The organism is Gemella haemolysans, assembly GCF_012273215.1.
GTDB classification, from domain to species: Bacteria; Bacillota; Bacilli; order Staphylococcales; family Gemellaceae; genus Gemella; species Gemella haemolysans_A.
This window is the reverse complement of the sequence record NZ_CP050965.1, coordinates 1,913,548-1,932,890: the sequence shown is the minus strand read 5'-3', so window position 1 is coordinate 1,932,890 and position 19,343 is coordinate 1,913,548. Positions and strand designations below refer to the sequence as shown.

Below are 19,343 nucleotides of genomic sequence, written 5' to 3'. Positions count from 1 at the left end.
TATCTTATGTTTAACACAGAAAAAATTAAAAAAAGATATTATATATTTCTAGTATTCTATCTGTTATTTGGTATCGTACTATTATTAATATTAGATAGAGCAGTTAGTCCGGATTTTACACAAAAATATAAAACCATATTATCAGTGTTCCAATTTGTTTATTCAATCTTACCTATAGTATTATCTTGGGCTCTAACTAACTATATAGATAAAAAAACTAAAAACTTAGAAAAATAAAAATGCCACTCTCTACCACTAGCTAGTGGGGAATTCGATAAAATCGATTTCTTCGAAATCTTGATTTTCGAGTCATTCCTATGGCTAGAGAGAGCGATTCAAAATCATCTTTGAATCGCTCTCTTTTTTATCCATTATAACAATTTATTATCTCAAACAACTTGCTACGTATTTCTTCATTTGTTGAATGTCCTAACATTGATTTTAATTCGTTTAGTTTTCTATCTAATTCGTCTACATCAATGTCTAAAGTTGTATTTTTATAAATCATTTGGTTATCAGTCTTTTCACTACTTTCGTAGTCTAATGATAACTCTTCATACATCTTCTCACCAGGTCTTAGACCGATTTCTTCGATATCGATATCTTTATATGGTTCTAATCCTGATAGTTTGATTAAGTTTGTCGCAAGATCTATTATTTTTACGGGTTCTCCCATATCTAGTAGGAAAATCTCACCTTCACTTGCGTAATACCCAGCTTGCAATACTAACTGCGCAGCTTCTGGAATCGTCATGAAGTAACGAATAATATTTCTATGAGTAATTGTGATAGGTCCACCTTTTTTAATTTGTTCTTTAAAGATAGGAATTACAGAACCATTAGAACCTAGTACATTACCAAATCTAACCGCAGCAAATTTTGTTTTATACTTATTACCTTTTGATTGTAAGATAATCTCTGTTAAACGTTTCGAAGCTCCCATCGCATTCGTTGGATTTACAGCCTTGTCAGTTGAAATCATAATAAATCTTTCTACTTCTTTTTCAATCGCCACATCCATAACATTTTTCGTTCCGAAAACATTATTTTTTATCGCTTCTTGTGGACGGCGTTCCATTAAAGGAACGTGTTTATGTGCTGCCGCATGGAACACTACATCCGGTTTATACTTATCAAACACCTCAGCTAAAGCTGCTTTCTCACGAATACTTACTATTTCTGAAATATATTGTATATCGTTATATTCTTTACTATGTGATTTTTCAAAATCTAAATCACGCTCCAGCATGTATAATGCATTCTCATTAACATCTACTAAAACGAGTTGACTAGGTTTGAATTTAAATATTTCTCGAACAATTTGGCTTCCGATTGAACCACCAGCACCAGTAACAAGAATACTCTTCCCTTTAATATATGAACGAATCTCACCTTGAGACAGTTTCACTTCACCACGTCCTAATAAATCTTCAATAGACACGTCTTTTAAGTGTTTAGAAATACTTTCTCCATCCTCTACAGCAATACCTGAGCTCATTACTTTAACAGTAACATTCGCTTCTTTTAGTACGTTTAATATTCTATTTTTATCATATGCTCCAATTGAAGGAATAGCTAAAAATACTTGTTCTACTTCGTATTTCGGAATAAGTTTTAGCATATCATATGTTGTTCCAACAACAGTAACCCCACTAATTACAGAGTTTTTTCTGTTATCATCGATAAGCCCAACTACATTGGCACGGAAAATATTGTTTTTAGATAGTTCTTTTAACAAGATATACCCAGCATCTCCTGCGCCTATTATAAATGTGTTCTTATAAGAATTAGCACCATATTTACCCGCTTCTCTTTCTCGTAAAGCACGGTAAAGCATTCTTATAAACATCATTCCTGCGATTATTAATAACGGTGAAAAAATTGCAAACCTAACATTTGAAAATGTATCAGGAAGCATATATTGGTATAAAATACTAGTGATTAAATCCCCTAGTACTACTGAAAAACAGATATTTACTATTTCATTTACACCTAAGTAAGACCATAGTGATTTATTAGTACCAAACAAATAAAAACTAATTGTATAAACCACAAGTGAAATCACTAAAAATTCGGCTATTTCTACGTGATGGTCATTCAACATAGAAAATGGATCCGAAGCCTTACCCAAAAATATAGATGCTACAACTCCCAATATTACTGTCAATAAATCCAATGCCATAATTAGCTTAAATCTATGATTTATATATATTTTTGATGAAAATAATTTATCCATAACATCTCCTACTAATTCTTTAAATGAGCAAAGGGGTTAATTTATATAATCAAGATAAAACTTAACTACATACTATGTCGCAATAGTTTACAAATAAATACCCTACGAAATCATAGCTTTTACTTATCTAATAAACTTTGCGGGGGCGATTTAAAAACATGAATTCTAATCAGGTTTCCAAATCTTCCCCCAAGCTCTTTATATTTTAATATAATCTATAACCGAAGTACCCTGCAGCTGCAATAATTATAAGTAATATGACAATACTGACTTTTCGGGTCTCTTCAATTACTTTTATCTCTACTAACTTCTGAACTATTAATATCGTTATCGCCACAAAAATAGCTGTTTTTTTGACGCTTTGGTTTTCTATAAACATAGTTCCTATTATTATAGCTAAGCTGAAAACCGTTATAAGCATATTAATAGCTAAAAACATCAATTTTTTGTCTGTCATCTTTATTTTTTCCTTATCTTGATTGTTACTTTAACAATCGGCGTATCTGTCGCTATTCTTATATTTTCTTTTGGATATATTTTTAGATTACTACGCTCTTCTGTTTCTTCTTTAACATCACTCAAGTCAACATCAACGAACATTTCATTAATTTTTGCTAATTCATTAGCGTCTTCCGCCCTAATAGTTACCTTAGAAACATCGGCAGTAGCACTAACTAACTCATATCCTGAAGGTAGGCTACCTATAGTATTTACTTCTAATGGCACTTCTTTTTCAATGTTATTTAATTCAATACTCATAAGAGTTGAGTTCGGCTCTATTTGAATATCCTCTATTTTATTATAATCACTATCGTAAGCTACTAATTTAGCCTCTTCTCTAGTGTTTCTATTAATTTTCGTACGAGTATCACTCTCAGCTCGAACTTCATTTATTCTATTAAGGCTTTCGATTGCTCCAGAAATCTTAACAGTTTCATTCGTAACGCTAAGTTTATCTACTTCATATCCAATCAATAGTCTCTCTTTTTTAACTATCGGCGTAACTCTAAACTCTCTAGTTGCTTTTTCCCTAATAGATATAGTTATTGTAGAAGGTTCTGCAGTCCCATCTACACCTTTTTCAAGTCCATTTATTTCAATTTTAACTTTTTGATCATCACCAATTTGAGCATTTCTAAGATTCAACTTCGCTTTGAAGTTCTTAGCAACACTTTCTTTCTGGACTTTCGTCTGTGATCCAGTTAATTTAACAGATACTGTATTAGGAATACCTACCACATACAATTTATCTTTATCATAATCAACTTCAAGTGGGATATCACTAACCCATGCAGTAGCATTATCGTTCGTATCACCTCCAAGAACTGAGAAATTCTTGAAATTTTCATTAACTGATAAGAACAATAGTATCGCTATTAAAAATGATATTAACTTTAACTTATTATTCTCTTTTAGTTGCATAATATCACCTCTTATTTAATTATTTTATCTTGCTGTTTCCAGTTTTTAGCTAAATATTTTGCTAAATCTTCTGTCGAAAAATCTGAAGTTAAAACACCATTTTGACATACACTAATTTTTCCTGTTTCTTCTGACACAGCAATTACTATAGCATCTGTCACTTCAGATAACCCTAGAGCTGCACGGTGCCTTGTCCCATAGCTACTAGCTATAGATCTATTATCCGATAGAGGAAGTACACAACTGGCAGCACGAATTTTATTTTCATCAATTATCATTGCACCATCATGTAATGGTGTATTCGGAATAAATATATTAATTATAAGTTCATTTGTAACCTCAGCATTAACTGTAATACCACTTTCTACATACTCATCAAGTCCTGTGTTATTTTCTAAAACTATAAGTGCACCTATTCTTCGTCGTGCCATATGTCTTGATGAATCAACAACAGCTTTGATTATATGTTCAGTAGAATTTTTTTGTACATCTTTATAATTAATATTGAAGATATTCGATAGCTGTACCCTTCCTATGTATTCAAGAGCACGTCTTAATTCTGGTTGGAATATAATCATTATTCCTAGTACTCCCCAAGTAACCACTTGTTCAAATATATATGTCATCGTTTTGAATCCAATAAAGTTAAAGAATATTTTCAATCCAATAACGATTAATATACCTTTAACAAGTTGCATACCACGAGTACCTTTTAATAAACTTAGTAATTTATAAACTAAGAACCAAACTAATAATATATCCAATAAATGAATAATTAGTGTAAGAGTACTTACTTCTGATAAGTATTCAGCTATCATAAATAATCTCCTTCCTTTGATTAATAATATCGTCAGCACGCAAAACAACATCTAATGCGTACAACAGTCCACTTTCAATTATATCATAAAATGCAAACGTTGTGCTATTTTTTTTTATAAAAGAAAAGGGAGTGACTCAAAAATCGTGATTTCTTAAGAAACAAGATTTTGTCGAGTCACCCCCGCACAGTTTATTAGATATCTAAAAAGCTTTTATAAAGCAAATTTAGATATCAATAACCCACTGTGTCTATGAGTTTTTATATAAACTTTGTTAAAAATTTAGAACTTTTGAATCTGCTTCAAACTTTTAGAATTATTATTTCATTTATATCAAAATTACAATATCATTATTGTAAAATATCTTATAATTAATTTACAGATTTTATAAAATCAATAATATACTACTAAAAAATGCTCTAATTATTTTTAATTTTTATATAATTTGCGATATTGTAATCTTGTGGGTCTAATTCTATATCATTTCCTAAAATTATATTCGCTACACTATAGCCAATTATCGGACCTGTAGTTAACCCTGAAGAACCAAGACCACTAATCGCATAAATATTTTTCAATGTTGGAACCTCACCAAAGAACGGAGAATAATCACTAGTATAAGCCCTAATTCCAACTCGTTCATTTATTATCTGTGCAGTTTTTAATTCACCTAAGAAGTTCTCCGCTTCTTCACCAAAAGCATCGAGTTGCTGTTTATCAATAGTTAAATCAAAGCCCATATCATTTTCGTGTGTTGCTCCAACACTAACAACACCTTTTTCAAATGGAATAATATCCAATTCACCCTCAGGCATAATAACTGGATAAGATCCTGTATTTTCATCAGAAACTTTGTAATCCCTTAGTTGACCTTTTTGCGGACGAACATCAACATCAAAGCCAAGCGGTTCTAGTATATCTTTTAACCACGCACCAGTTGCAAGTACGATTAAATCAAAAGCCTGTCCATTAATCTCGTACTTATCTCCCACAACCTTTAGACTAACTTTTTCTTTAACGACATTGGCTTTCGAAGCAGAAAGTAAAGTATTAACGAATCGTTCCCCCTCTACTCGTCCACCGCCACTCGCATACAGTACGTCTCCATTGTTATCAAAGCTAGGAATGATTTTTTGAACTTCTTCTTTTGAGATTATCTCTAAGTCTCCTATCATCGGCGATAATTCTTTACGACTTTCAGCAAGTTCTTTTAACTCAGGTAACTTATCCTCATTTTTTTTCAGTAAATATACTCCACATTGTGAATAAAAGTCAGTATTATAACCATCAACTTCTAAGTCTTTAACTAATTTCAAATAAAAATCCGCACCTAACCTAGCCATCTTATACCAAGGTTTATTACGTCTTTTAGAAAACCACGGACTTATAATCCCAGCCGATGCTTTTGTAGCCTGACCTACACCATAATCGAAAACTACTATTTCATTTCGTTGTTCTTTTGACAAATAATAAGCACATGTAGCTCCTACTATTCCCCCACCTACTACTGCTATTTTCATAAGATACCTCGCTTTTTGTTTAATAAATCTACTAATTAAAATTATAACTCAAAAAATTTATAGAGTAAATACAGATATCACCCTCTCTACTCTCATCTATTAAGGAATATTTTTTCTATTTACTCTTATTTTTTTTTATTCTGTTACCTTCCATTATCCGATAAAAGTCCTGATAATTTTTCAGATGTTAGAATAGCTCTATGCTCTAAAGCACCTCTTTTAGAATCTTTATATAGAGCTGTCTTAACAGTAAGATCTTTATCATCATTTATTATCACTTTTATAGCTACATCATCTCCGGAATCTACTCTTGAATAATCCTCATCTATTTTATAACTTTTTATTTTCCCTTCTGGTGTCAGAGCTTTTTTATCCAATAATTTTAGGATATGTTCTAGCTCTGTTTTTACCTCTTCTCCATGTATCATCTTTTCTACTTGATCTTCATGTTTTTTCACTTGATATTCATTCCAATATTTTTCACCTGTTATTAATATCACTATTATTGCTATTACCGATATTATACTTATCAATACTTTCTTCATTTTCCTATCCTTCCTTTTCTACTAACTTTTCTAACCATAGTCACCCTTTATAATTATTGCGTGGAAATATGTTTTGTATTTCTATATATATATATTATTCTTTTTCAATTATACCATACTTCTCGCCATAAACGATAGAACTACAAACTCACTTATTATTTGAAATTAGTGTTCTATTTTACGCTATTCCTGTTCACCTTGTATCGACTTCTCTCGCGCTATTTATCGACACTTCATTCATTCTATCCTAAAACAAATAATTAGCTTTACCTATCTACTATTATGTATTATAATTATTATTAAGTTGCTTATAGGCAACTATTAATCGATATAATTCGACTTATTTACACAGGAGGTAAACTATGACTGAAATGAAATTAATACCAAGAAATGAAGTCGAAGAGAAATATACTTGGGATATGACTCTTCTATACAAAACTGATGAAGATTTTAAAGCGAGCCTAGAGAATATTAAAAAAGAAATCTTAGATTTTAAGGCTACTTACGAAGGTAAATTAGCTGATTACACTACTTTAGATACTGCTGTTAAAAAATACGAAGAACTTTATGAAGAATATTATAAACTATCTCACTATGCTGAATTACCGATGGCAGTGGATAGATTTAATGACAATGTAGTACAAAATGTAACACTATTTGAAGATGTTTCTACTTTATGGGCTGGGAATTTAAGTTTCTTCGATACTGAACTTGTAGAACTAGATGAACAATTCATTAAAGATTTCGTGAAAAACTATCGCCCTGATTTAGAATACTACTTTGAAAAAATCGTTCAGGAGAAAAAACATACATTATCTAAAGAAGCTGAACAAGTAATCGCAAATTACGAGAGTCTTCCTGGTTACTACAATCTATATGAGGTAACTAAGCACGAAGATATGCAATTCGACAGCTTTGAAGCAAATGGAAAAACTTTCGAAAATAGTTTTGTTTTATATGAAAACTTACACGAAATGGATAATGATACTGAGGTGCGTCGCAATGCTGCGAAAAGCTTCTATAAAACATTAAATACTTATAAAAACACTTCAGCAAATGAATATATATCACAAATCAAAAAAGAAAAAATGCTTGCTACAATGCGTGGTTATGATAGTGTTATCGACTACCTACTAGCTGCTCAAGATGGTAACCGTGAATTATATGACCGTCAAATCCGTACTCTTATGACAGATTTAGCACCTCATATTCGCCGTTACATCAAACTTCTAGCGCGCGAGCACAAAATTGAAGATATGCAGTTTGCAGACTGTAAAATTAACCTTGATCCAGATTTCGAAGTTGATATGACTATCGACGAATCTCGTTCTTACCTTAAAAAAGCACTTGGTGTTCTTGGTGAAGACTACGTTAATATGATCGATGAAAGTTATGACAAACGTTGGACTGACTTCCCTCAAAATATCGGGAAAAGCACTGGTGGATTCTGCGCAACAGTTCCTAATGTAGCTGGATTTATCCTACTTTCTTGGACTGGAAAAATGAATGAAGTTTTCGTTCTTGCTCACGAGCTTGGACATGCATATCACTTCATGAGTACAGGGAAACACCAAACAATGTTAAACAACGATTGCCCACTTTACTTCGTTGAAGCTCCATCGACTTGTAACGAGGTTATCGTATCTAACTACCTACTAAAAACTAACACTGATGCTCGTTTCAAACGTTGGGTTATCAGCAACATGATTAGTAGAACATACTTCCACAATATGGTAACACACTACTTAGAAGCTGTTTATCAAGATAGAATCTACAAAATGGTAGATAACAACGAAATGCTTAACGCTGACGTTCTTTCTAAAGTTAAACGCGATATTATGGAAGAGTTCTTCGGAGATAGTTTAGTTGTTAATGAAGGTGCGGAACTTACTTGGATGAGACAACCTCACTACTACATGGGACTATATCCATACACTTACTCTGCAGGATTAACAATCGGTACAGCTATTGCTAATAAGATCGATAATGACAGTTCTTATGCCGACACTTGGTTAAATGTTCTTTCTAAAGGAAGCAGCATGTCAGCACTAGATCTTTCTAAACTTGCAGGTTGTGATGTAAGCACTGATGAACCACTTAAAGAAGCCATCGCTTATGTTGGTCACCTAGTAGACGAACTTTATAACTTAACAGATGAATTAAATAAATAAGGAGTGACTCAAAAATCGTTATTTCGTAGAAATCGATTTTGTCGAGTCACCCTCGCACAGTTTATTAGACATCCAAAAAGCTTTTAAAGCGAATTTGGATGTCAATAAACCACTGCGTCTATGAATTCTAATACAAACTTTGTTAAATTTTAGGACTTTTTTGGTCAACCTTTAATCATACTCTTATATTCTATTTCATTCTATCTAATTTATTGAAACAGGCTTTTTCACATTCTATAACTGCGCTGCGGAAATTCTTTTCTTCTAAAACTCTCACAGCTTCGATAGTACTTCCACTTGGTGAACATACATCATCTTTTAACTTACCTGGGTGTTCTTTAGTCTCTAAAACCATCTTCGCAGCACCTAAAACTGTATTTGCAGCTAGTCTATAAGCTACATCACGCTTTAATCCATTTAGTACAGCACCATCAGCTAATGCTTCTATAAATAAATATCCATACGCAGGACCTGAACCACTTAAAGCTGTTAAAGCTGCCATCTCTTTTTCCAATATTTCCTCGGAAATACCTAAATTATTTAATAGGTCTAATACTAATGTTTTTTCTTCAGCATTTACTAAAGAATTAAATACAACACCTACTACACCACTCCCTATTTTTACGGGTGTATTCGGCATAATTCTAACTATTTTAGTCCCTGGAAGTTTCTCTTCTAAATCATTTATTTCAACAGCTGCTGCCATTGAAATAACAATCTTATTCTTCAAACTAAGGCTCACTTGATCCAGCACCGCCCCTACTAAATATGGCTTCACCCCTAAAAATACAATATCACTGTTTTCTACGACTTGTTCTAGACTCTTACAGAATACAGCACCTGTTTCTTCAGCAACATTTCTAGTACTTTTATCCGAAGAATTTCTCACAAAAACATCAGTACTACTAACTTTACCACTTCGAAGTAGTCCTTCTAAGATAGCTTTTCCCATATTTCCTACACCGATAAAACCTAATTTCATACATATTCCTCCTGAGTATTTGTTAATAACATTATATCATACTCCAAACACTTATGTTTTAGACAAGTTCAATCAGAACTATTTTAATAAAAATTTAACTGTGTTATACTTTTATAACAAGTAGTTATTCAAAGGAGTTTTATATGCACAGCAGTTGGGAAGAAATATTCAATAATTATCCAAAAATAGATGAATTAAATAACATGATAAAAGAAATAGATGAACAACGTCTTACTAAAACTATCTATCCGCCAAAAGAACAAGTTTTTAGAGTTTTTGATCTACCATTAGAAGATATTAAAGTCGTAATATTAGGACAAGATCCCTATCACAATCCTAATCAAGCCTGTGGTTTAAGTTTTTCGGTAAACGATGATGTTCCACTACCTAAAAGTTTAATAAATATCTATAAAGAACTACATGATGACTTAGGTATTATACCAGCAAAAACAGGGAACTTAGAATCTTGGTTCAAGCAAGGTATATTTTTACTAAACGCTGTGCTAACGGTAGAAAAAAATTCTCCAGCAAGTCACAGTAAAATGGGCTGGGAGGATTTTACGGATTACATAATTGAAAAAATTTCAGAAGAAAATGAAAATGTAGTTTTTGTTTTATGGGGAGCCTATGCAAGAAGCAAAAATAAACTAATTGATCCTTCAAAACACAAAATTATTGAATCAGCTCATCCAAGTCCACTATCCGCATACCGTGGCTTTTTTGGAAGTAAAGTCTTCTCTCAAATTAACAGTTATTTAGCTGAAAATGATAGAGAAACTATAAATTTTGAATTAAAAATGAGAACAAACGAGTAAATTTCATTTTTTTAAAAATCAAGAAAAATTTTAAGTATATTTTAAGTACAAGGTATATAATAATTACCTGAACAAAAGTAATAATATTTCATTCTTAACGACACTTGTCGTTTCTCCCTTTTAAGTTTGAAATTATTTTTGTTTAAACCAATATTTCGGTTAATTCTTTATGATATTAACAGATAATAAAACTTTTTAATTTTTTTCATAATGTGGCTTGTCGCTCCCTAGGCAAGCCATTCTCCCTTTTAAAGAGTTAAGAGACTCTTTTGTTATTTGTATATAAAATAAAAATATATGTATAGAGCCTTGATATATAAGGCTCTATTTATTTTACTTTCCGTTGGCTTTCCGTTATCCTTACATACTCATAAATTTACTGAATTTATCTGTAACATCTTTCTTTTTATCTTCTGTAAGATGTGTATATATATCTAATGTTGTTTTAATATTTGAGTGACCTAACCTATTTGAAATATCTTTAACATCAATACCACTTTCATATAATAAAGTAGCGTGAGTATGGCGGAAACCATGTAATGTAATTCTTTTTAGATTAGGTTTCTTAGCACAAATACCGTTTAAATAGTATTTAAGTAATTCAGGCTTTTTATTAAAAACAGAAGTATCTAAAGGAACAAAAGACCTTTGTTTTCTAAATTGTTTAAGTACCTCTACTGTTTCATTATCAAGGTAGATAATTCTATTACTTGATTTTGTTTTAGTTTCAGATACAGTATAACCACCTTTTACATAAGTTAGATTTTTATTTACTGATAGAGTTTTGTTTTTTAAGTCGAAGTCTTTCCACGTTAAAGCACATAACTCGCCACATCTAATACCAGTAAAAGCTAAAACTCTAAAAGTGCAGTATAACTCTAAAGAATAGTTATTTTTTACCACCTCTAAAAATTCAAGTAATTCACTTTTTGTATAATAGTTGTCTTGCTTTGTTTCCTCTTTCATACGTGGTATTTCAGTATATTTCATGTAATTAGTAGCTATTATTTCTAGTTTAACAGCATAATCTAGTATCATACTAGCTAATATACTATAATGTTTAACTGTTGCTTTTTTAAAACTTTCTGATAAACCATTAATGAACTTTTGACAAACTACTAACTTAATATCTTTTACTTTCATACAAGCGAAAAATGGTAATATATGTTTGTTAAAATGTAATGTATTTCTATAGTAAGTAGTATCTTTTACTTTACGTTTATATTGCTCATCAAATAAGTCATATACATCTTGAAATGTGTAATCTTGATTAGACTTAAAGCCAACCTCTAAAAACTCACTTTTTAACTTAATGCAGTAGTTTTCCGCTTCTCTTTTTGTTCTGAAACCTTTCTTTGATATCCTTTTTTCTTTCCCGGTAAAAACATCTTTACCAATATAATGATTTTTCACCTCATAATACTTCTTATTGTCTTTGTCTATATATTCTTTAATCATTTTTATCAATCCTTTCACTAGTACCAGTAGTTTTATAAATTAATAAATGATTAGGTAAAAATCACCTCATATAATGGACGTGGTAAGACTTTTAAAGGTTAGGTAATGTAATTACACCTTTTAATAATTAGAACGCTTAGAAGCGGTTTAAATGGCTTTTAATTTTAAGTAAGAAGCGGAAACCTTGATATAACAGTATTTGTATGGTATAATACTATTATATTCTTTAATATAGAAACTATGTAATAAATCATTTTATATAATTTTCATTTTTATTAAATCTTAAAAGCACTGGTAATATATACTGGTGCTTTTTTCTATCCCTAATAAAACAAAAACACCGCATATATCTAAAATATACACGGTGTATTGCACACATAGAACCCCTTTTCATGTTAAAAGTAGGCTACCTATATGCTTATCTCTTATGTACATCTTAGTATTATTTTAAATAATTATCAAATATTTACTATCAAGTTTTTATATTTTATTAAGTTGTTAAATATCCCTATAAAACAATGCAGTATACCGCTTCTTGAGTGGTAGGTAACTATTAGTTGATAACCAGTAAGCAAAGTGGAAAAAATAGTGTAATTTTCCATTTTGAACTGTTAACTATTAGTTGATAGTTACTTATAGTGTTGTTTATTCTGTACGTAATAAGCCTTTATACTTTCCGACTATATGAACATCATCTATATCATATATTTGCGGTGTATAGTCTTTATTTGCACTTTCTAGAATGATTTTATTACCTTGTTGATGTACTTTTTTAATTGCTCCAGTGTTTTCTCCGTTAACTATACAAGCATATATTTTCCCACTTTCAAAGTTAAAAGTTTTTTCAAAGAAAGCAATATCACCATTAAGGATATTTTCATCAATCATACTGTCACCCTTAACGGTTAAAGCATAATCTGCAGTTATAGTGTTGCTATCGACTACTAACATTCTTTCAAGGTTTTCATCAGCATATATTCCATTACCTGCACATATCACACCTATTAAGGGAATTTTTACAGTTTTTACTATTGGTTTAATATCTGATAAATTAAAAGACGGTGGGGGCGTTTGTTTTCGTTCTTTTTCATCAGTCCACCCCATTAAATAGCTTTCCGATACATCGAGAACTTTTGCTATTAAGTATATTTTATCCTGTTTAGGAATATAACCACCTTTTAAATATGTACTTATAGAAGATTTTCCGATATGTGTTCTTTTTGATAATTCAGATTGAGAAATCTTTTTTTCTTTTAATAATTTTTTTAATCTAACCGCAAAAGTTTCCATTTTATTTACCTCTAAATGTTTTAATCTTAATAATATAATATCATTAATGTTCAGAAAAAACAACAATTTGAAAGAAATAAAATACATTTTGTTTATTTTTCTGAACTAAAGTATTGACAACAAAAAAGAACAATGTTAAACTAAATCTTGTGGAGTTCAGAAAAGTGAACCTAAAATAAAGCGAAAGGAAATAAAATAATGACAAAAACCATTTTTAATTATGCTAAATTAAGAGGGAAGATTAAAGAAAAGTATAGCACTTTAACTATCTTCTCAAGAGAATTAGGGATAAGTAGAACCGCATTGTCGGAAAGATTAAACAATAAAAGTAATTTTTCTGATAGCGAGATGTTAAAGGCTTGTGAATTACTAGAAATCCCACTAGAAAAAGTACAAGAATATTTTTTTAATGTTTATGTTCAGAAAAGTGAACTTTAGAAAAACAAAAAAACCTTTCAAGTTCCTAGCTACCAACTACTACTTAAAAGGTTTAAAGACAAGTATTTAACAAAAATACTTTCTTTCATTATAACATAAGAAAGGACTTTATAACATGGAAAACAAGAAAAACCATTTAACTTTAGAAAAAATATACAGCGTGTTAAAGGATAACCCCACCGCTTCTATACGAGAAATACTGGAGGTATTAAACATTGACTTTGAAGACTGGTACAGCATTAATAGAAAGATGTTGAAGTTTAAACGCTCTAATAAAATCAATTACGAAAGAGTTGGTCAAGATATTATTAATATTGAAATCATAGATAAGAAGTTTTTAAACAAGATAAATACTAAACAGCTTACTTATGAAATGGAGCGTAACGCTATATTTTTACATCTAAAAATCATTGATGAGTTAGATAAGCTAATATTTAATAATGCTACCAGTACAAGGGATAAGCTAAAAGCTATTGAATTAAGGCAACGTGAATATAAGTACGAAAATAATCAACATGCAGTTGAATATTATAAATTAAAGGAAAAAGAGGTATAAAAGAATGCTAGAAATGAATTTTAAAAGTAATTACATTAAGAGTTTTAGAGAAAAGTACAATTTAAGTCAATATGAGTTAGCTGACTTGATGAACGTAAATCAAAGCACTATAGCACGTTGGGAAAAAGGAGAAAAGACCCCATCACATGAAAATATAGCTAAACTTGATGATATTATCTTAAATTATAATATTAATAATTCAATTGATGAAAATAACGACTTAATAGATAAAGAAAATCATATCATTAGAAAAACAGTCGACCACTTACTGGAGATAGCAAAACAACACAAGAACCCAAAACGTAAACGAGCAACTACAAAGCTAGCTTTAACTATACTAGATGAAAAACTTAAGAGAGGTTAAGACAATGGAAAACAAAGAATTATACATTAATAGTTTTTGTTGTGCAGTGGTATTTATACCAATCATAACAGCATTTATATATTTTGTGGCCAGACTAATGGATAGCATTTATTAAAGGGGCGTGGACGTTATGGAAGTAGTTTTGTCAGAAGCCCAAAGCCAAAAGATAAAAGAACAATTAAACATTTTAATTGATGAAGTTATTAAAAACCGTATTGAACAGATAGAGCCATACAAAAGGTATTTAACAAGAGTTGAATTACAAAAATTCTTAGGAATAGGAAAAGCAAGCATGGAGATATTAAAGCAACACGGTTTACGATATGCAGTATTAGGTAATAAACATCTATTTGATATTGAAGATGTTAACGAAATACTAAACACTTTGAAAACAAGATAATAAAAATACAGTACCAGTAGTTTTATAAATTAATAAAGGCAGTTATAGTACCGCTTCTTAAAATAAAAACAGAATGGAGATAATAAGAATGGATAAATCAGAAATCATAAAAAGTATAGAGGAAATAGGACAAAGGTTAGCAAGCTTACACGTTTCACTGCAAATATTAGCTACGCATTGCACAACAATCCAAACACTCTCAACAGATGAGTTTAAAACCTTAAAAATAACGGAAGAAGAATTGTTGAAATATTGGGATAAGGTGCGAAACGGTAAAAATTTGCACTTATTAACAGAAGACTTTGCTATTCATTCATCAAACGAGTTAGGTTATTTAATATATGACGCTCTAGAAGAAGTGAAAGAAGCACTACAAAAAATAAAATAGAATGGAGATAATAAGAATGGAAATAAAGGTAATAAAAGACGGGACAATAGAAGAAATGGTTTATAACGGTTTAGAGTTATTAGAGAAGATAGCAAGTAAGATAGTTGATAAGAGTAATAGTTCTGTATCTTTAAACCCACATCAAGGTAATAACAATACAGATAGCTTAGAAACCTTACAGCGAGATAATGAATTATTGCTAACGTTTGTTGGAACATATTTCACAATAGCACCAAGCTTTAAAGATATGGTTACAGAGTATCAAAAAATTAAAGATAGTGAAACCTTTAGAAATAAAATCATTGATAGAGAAGTAAAAGGCTTAACAGGATATATCGAAATGTTGGACGTTGGGAAAATTACTGGAAAACCTACTGACTTACAAATTTTAAAAATGCAAATTAAAAGTACTTTAGAAATGACGGTTAAAGTACTAGAAAAACTAAAAGATACATACAGTAAAGATGAAAATACTTTACGTATTGAAATGTAAAAGAGGTGATGTAAATTGATTTATAGACAAATAGGACTTAAAAGCAATGTATTAAACCTTATTAATACTGATAAAACAGCCTTAGAAACCTTAGCAAGCACTAACGCCCAAACAATAAGCAATGATGAAGACATCAAGCTATATAAAGATAAAAGTATGCTTTATTTCATCAGTGGAGATATTCCACCTAATGAAGATGGTAGCTATACAAGGAATGATAGCAACCTAAAAACAAGAAATTTAATTGTAATTGATATTGAAGATACAGGTTTAAGTTCTCAAGAGGTACAAACTATCATACAAGAGAAGTTAGCTAGTTATAAATACCTTTTATACTCAACTATCTCACATAAGCCAAATAACCCACGTTTAAGGCTTGTATTAGAACCTAGTAGGGATATTGTCAAAGATGAATATAAACCGACTATACAGAACGTTATACAGCTTCTGAACATCAAGTATGATAAAAGTAGCTGTACATGGTCACAATTACAAGGCTTACCTATTGCTGTACGTGATAATGAGTTTATATTCATTAAACACCTAGACGGCTTACCTTATCCAGTACAAGAAGCGGTTAAAGAAGAAAAGAAAGTTATTACTAATTATACCGCTTCTGATACTAACACCTTATTAACTGATGAAGAATATACAGAAATGTTTAAAAGGTATTTAGAGTTAGATTATGAAAATATCAACTCTGATGAAAACAACTATAACAAAGCATTAGGGATATTGTTATCAATAACCTATGATTTTTGTTACAACATAATAAGCTATGATGTTGCTTGTGAGTGTTCTGACTTATTAGCAAACATAGGAAAAAACCCCGAAAAATACCGCCAAGAGAACCAAGACAAAATAAACCACGCTATCAAGAGTTGGGAAAATAACCCTAATTATTTTGATAATGAGAAAAGTTATTCAATGTTACAAAGGTTTGAAATCGTGGGAAATAAGAAAGACAAAAACTTTTCATATTTAGTACGATATAAGCTAAATAAACCTATTTTAAACACTGGAGAGCTTCACTGGAGGTTATACACCGCAGGCGAACAATGGAGAATAGAAAACACAACCGTAAACGAAAAGACTGGTAAGGTTACTGTTCCACAAGTACCATTTTATGTAATAGCTAAATTCTTACTTACTCATATACCTATTATAAAAAGTGGAGCGAATGAAGATACAGCATTGTTATTTTTCTATGATTTTTCAAAAGGTATATATACATCAAATGATGATTATATAAAGACTTGTATTAAGAAAATAGAAATAAGGTATAAGTTAACTAAATTAAAGGACGTTACAGAAGACTTACGAGCAAATACAAGATTTAGGAAGCCACAGAGGTTAGATTATCTAATTGCAGTTGGTAACGGCTTATTTAATACTAAAACTAAAACATTAGAGCCGTTCGACCCTAAACACTTTATTACAGCTAAAGTAGATACTAATTATAATACTAAAGCTTTAACAAACTATGAACTTATTAAAAACACCTATTTTAATTTTGATGAATGGTTGAAGTCGATAGCGTGTAATGATGATGAAATTGTTACGTTGCTATGGCAATTAATCAATGAAGCGATAAACCCAAATAAGACTAGAAGAAAAATAGCTATAATGTTAGGTAATGGAACAAACGGAAAAAGTACCTTTAGGCAAATGATGATTAATTTAATAGGTGATATTAATATTTCAGTATCAACACCACATGAATTACAAAGCCGTTTTGGTTTGACTTCCCTTGAGGGCAAAATATGTAATTATGGTGATGAGGTAGGTACAAAGCCACTAGATGAAATGGATAAATTAAAAAGTATTTCAAGTGGTGAAAGTGTTAACTATGAACGTAAAAACAAAGATGTAAGAAACTATGATTTTAAAACGTTATTAATGTTTAATTCAAATGAGATACCACCCATTAAAGATAAATCTGACGCAGTACTAAACAGGTTATTAATAATTCCATTTAAAGCAAATTTTGAAGGTGTAAAAGATGAAAGTATCAAAGATGAGAAGCTAAACAATAAAATAATACTGGAATATATCTTATATACAGCTTTACATCTTGATTTTGATAAATTTATAATACCTGAAGCGGTTAAAAAGCAATTACTTAATTACAAACAAGAAAATGATAGTGTATTCAGTTTTATGCTTTATTATAAAGATAAAGGTTATCATCATGTGAGTTGTTTTCCTGTTCGCTACTTAACTGATGATTATGAGAATTTTTGTTATGAGAATGGATATAATACAAGAAAAAGGATAGGTAATGCATTCACTAAACATTTAAACGATAATCTAACAACCAGTAATTACTCATATGAATTAAAAAATCATAGGTTCACAAAAGAAAATACAGATGAATTAAATATTTATGGTAGAAATATTCAACCGTTAGAGGGACATGTTGGTAGAGCCATTAAGCAAGTAGTAAATGAACAACAATAACTTTGTTATCTTATGTTATCTTGTGTTACGTTATTTTTTCTATTAACGTAACAGCAAGAGGTTATTGTATCAAGTGTTTATAGTACCTTGTTACGTTGTTACGTTATTTTATTAAATTTTTTATAAAAAAAGTAACAATATATATAATTCTATATATACACATATATAAAAGAAAAATCATCGAAATTAGCGTAACAACGTAACAGATTTAAAACACCCACGCCATTATGCAGTTTTTCCTGTTACGCTAACAAAAAATTAGTTTAACATTAAGATAACAAATTAAAATTAAGATAACAAAAACCTAAATTCACCGACCAAAAAAAAGAAAAATGTATGGTATACACAATATATCTTTTCAGTTTACGGCAATAAATTTGAAAAGAACTAAATAAATAAAAGCAAGCGACCAAAAAATCTAAATTAGGAGGTTAGAAAATGAACATAGATAAAATAAAGTTAGACTTAGTGAAATTAATTAAGCGTAAGAAAAACGTTACATTAGTAGATATAGAAAACTATTTTAATGAAATTGGCTTTAACTATAACGGTAATTATACGATATGTGGATATAATGAAAACATAATAATCTGGGATAACTGGAACGAAACCGCAAGCGATATAATTCAAGAATTGCTAGAAAGTGAATTAATAGATATGAAGCCAACTGATGAGATTTTATATTATAAACGTAAGAAAATATTATTGCTACCAGTGTATAAACGTTATAAACCGTATGAACAATGGTTGCCAGTAGAATTTAATTAAAGGAGTTAAAACAATGTATAAAATAACTAGAGTAGTAGAAGTATCAAGAAACACATTAAACCCCATAAATTTTAATATTAACAAATACATCAATGAAGAATTACAAGAAGATGAATTTTTATTAAACATAGAGTATTTTAAAGATAATGAGCTTTCTTCAAAATATCCTACCTTAGCTTACTTACACATAGCAAAACTAATTAAGGAGTAATAAACAAT

Annotated in this window: 21 protein-coding genes; 12 read left to right on the top strand and 9 right to left on the bottom strand. The window is 30.3% G+C overall.

Annotation, left to right across the window (positions count from 1 at the left end; translation table 11 throughout):
- Window positions 1-6: 6 nt before the first annotated feature.
- A complete protein-coding gene (locus tag FOC48_RS09025) occupies window positions 7-237 on the top strand; it encodes a hypothetical protein (RefSeq protein WP_003147581.1) in 231 nt (76 codons plus the stop codon).
- A 127-nt stretch (window positions 238-364) separates the two neighbouring features.
- On the opposite strand, the gene FOC48_RS09020 is transcribed toward FOC48_RS09025, so the two are convergent.
- The 6 genes from FOC48_RS09020 to FOC48_RS08995 all read right to left on the bottom strand — a co-directional run bounded on the left by FOC48_RS09020 (window position 365) and on the right by FOC48_RS08995 (window position 6,541).
- Complete coding sequence (locus FOC48_RS09020; protein WP_003147580.1) at window positions 365-2,236, bottom strand: polysaccharide biosynthesis protein; 1,872 nt, start codon at window positions 2,234-2,236, stop codon at window positions 365-367.
- Between the two features lie 205 nt (window positions 2,237-2,441).
- A complete protein-coding gene (locus FOC48_RS09015; RefSeq protein ID WP_003147579.1) occupies window positions 2,442-2,693 on the bottom strand; it encodes a hypothetical protein in 252 nt (83 codons plus the stop codon).
- A 2-nt stretch (window positions 2,694-2,695) separates the two neighbouring features.
- Window positions 2,696-3,658: a CdaR family protein gene (locus tag FOC48_RS09010; protein WP_003147578.1), complete on the bottom strand. Its 963-nt coding sequence runs from the start codon at window positions 3,656-3,658 to the stop codon at window positions 2,696-2,698.
- Between the two features lie 11 nt (window positions 3,659-3,669).
- Window positions 3,670-4,476, bottom strand: coding sequence for a diadenylate cyclase CdaA (gene cdaA / locus FOC48_RS09005; RefSeq protein WP_003147577.1), 807 nt, complete (start codon window positions 4,474-4,476; stop codon window positions 3,670-3,672).
- Between the two features lie 419 nt (window positions 4,477-4,895).
- On the bottom strand, window positions 4,896-5,996 hold the full coding sequence (locus FOC48_RS09000; RefSeq protein WP_003147576.1) for an NAD(P)/FAD-dependent oxidoreductase: 1,101 nt from the start codon (window positions 5,994-5,996) through the stop codon (window positions 4,896-4,898).
- A 143-nt stretch (window positions 5,997-6,139) separates the two neighbouring features.
- Window positions 6,140-6,541, bottom strand: coding sequence for a DUF1310 family protein (locus FOC48_RS08995; RefSeq protein ID WP_003147574.1), 402 nt, complete (start codon window positions 6,539-6,541; stop codon window positions 6,140-6,142).
- Window positions 6,542-6,903: 362 nt separating this feature from the next.
- On the opposite strand from FOC48_RS08995, the gene pepF reads away from it, so the two are divergent.
- Window positions 6,904-8,712: an oligoendopeptidase F gene (gene pepF, locus FOC48_RS08990; RefSeq protein ID WP_003147573.1), complete on the top strand. Its 1,809-nt coding sequence runs from the start codon at window positions 6,904-6,906 to the stop codon at window positions 8,710-8,712.
- 190 nt (window positions 8,713-8,902) lie between these two features.
- Here pepF and proC read toward each other — a convergent pair whose 3' ends face one another.
- Complete coding sequence (proC, locus tag FOC48_RS08985; RefSeq protein ID WP_003147572.1) at window positions 8,903-9,694, bottom strand: pyrroline-5-carboxylate reductase; 792 nt, start codon at window positions 9,692-9,694, stop codon at window positions 8,903-8,905.
- A gap of 143 nt (window positions 9,695-9,837) precedes the next feature.
- On the opposite strand from proC, the gene ung reads away from it, so the two are divergent.
- Entirely contained in the window at window positions 9,838-10,509 is a 672-nt protein-coding gene (gene ung, locus FOC48_RS08980) for a uracil-DNA glycosylase (RefSeq protein WP_003147571.1), read from the top strand.
- Between the two features lie 360 nt (window positions 10,510-10,869).
- Here ung and FOC48_RS08975 read toward each other — a convergent pair whose 3' ends face one another.
- Both FOC48_RS08975 and FOC48_RS08970 read right to left on the bottom strand, forming a co-directional pair.
- Window positions 10,870-11,967 carry a site-specific integrase gene (locus tag FOC48_RS08975; RefSeq protein ID WP_003147570.1) on the bottom strand — a complete coding sequence of 366 codons (1,098 nt, stop codon included), beginning with the start codon at window positions 11,965-11,967 and terminating at the stop codon, window positions 10,870-10,872.
- A 645-nt stretch (window positions 11,968-12,612) separates the two neighbouring features.
- Window positions 12,613-13,257 (bottom strand): LexA family protein, encoded by a 645-nt coding sequence (locus FOC48_RS08970; protein WP_003147569.1) that lies wholly within the window; start codon window positions 13,255-13,257, stop codon window positions 12,613-12,615.
- Window positions 13,258-13,455: 198 nt separating this feature from the next.
- On the opposite strand from FOC48_RS08970, the gene FOC48_RS08965 reads away from it, so the two are divergent.
- From FOC48_RS08965 to FOC48_RS08925, 9 genes are all read left to right on the top strand, one after another.
- On the top strand, window positions 13,456-13,695 hold the full coding sequence (locus FOC48_RS08965; protein WP_003147568.1) for a DUF739 family protein: 240 nt from the start codon (window positions 13,456-13,458) through the stop codon (window positions 13,693-13,695).
- Window positions 13,696-13,810: 115 nt separating this feature from the next.
- Window positions 13,811-14,251, top strand: a complete 441-nt coding sequence (locus FOC48_RS08960) for a hypothetical protein (protein WP_003147567.1) — start codon at window positions 13,811-13,813, stop codon at window positions 14,249-14,251.
- Window positions 14,252-14,255: 4 nt separating this feature from the next.
- A complete protein-coding gene (locus FOC48_RS08955) occupies window positions 14,256-14,615 on the top strand; it encodes a helix-turn-helix domain-containing protein (protein ID WP_003147566.1) in 360 nt (119 codons plus the stop codon).
- Between the two features lie 130 nt (window positions 14,616-14,745).
- Window positions 14,746-15,015, top strand: coding sequence for a hypothetical protein (locus tag FOC48_RS08950; RefSeq protein WP_003147565.1), 270 nt, complete (start codon window positions 14,746-14,748; stop codon window positions 15,013-15,015).
- A gap of 88 nt (window positions 15,016-15,103) precedes the next feature.
- A complete protein-coding gene (locus tag FOC48_RS08945; RefSeq protein ID WP_003147564.1) occupies window positions 15,104-15,403 on the top strand; it encodes a hypothetical protein in 300 nt (99 codons plus the stop codon).
- Between the two features lie 16 nt (window positions 15,404-15,419).
- Window positions 15,420-15,896, top strand: coding sequence for a hypothetical protein (locus FOC48_RS08940; RefSeq protein ID WP_003147563.1), 477 nt, complete (start codon window positions 15,420-15,422; stop codon window positions 15,894-15,896).
- Between the two features lie 15 nt (window positions 15,897-15,911).
- Complete coding sequence (locus FOC48_RS08935) at window positions 15,912-18,356, top strand: DNA primase family protein (protein WP_003147562.1); 2,445 nt, start codon at window positions 15,912-15,914, stop codon at window positions 18,354-18,356.
- A 438-nt stretch (window positions 18,357-18,794) separates the two neighbouring features.
- Window positions 18,795-19,124, top strand: a complete 330-nt coding sequence (locus FOC48_RS08930) for a hypothetical protein (RefSeq protein ID WP_003147561.1) — start codon at window positions 18,795-18,797, stop codon at window positions 19,122-19,124.
- A gap of 13 nt (window positions 19,125-19,137) precedes the next feature.
- Complete coding sequence (locus FOC48_RS08925; protein ID WP_003147559.1) at window positions 19,138-19,335, top strand: hypothetical protein; 198 nt, start codon at window positions 19,138-19,140, stop codon at window positions 19,333-19,335.
- The last annotated feature ends 8 nt before the right edge of the window (window positions 19,336-19,343 follow it).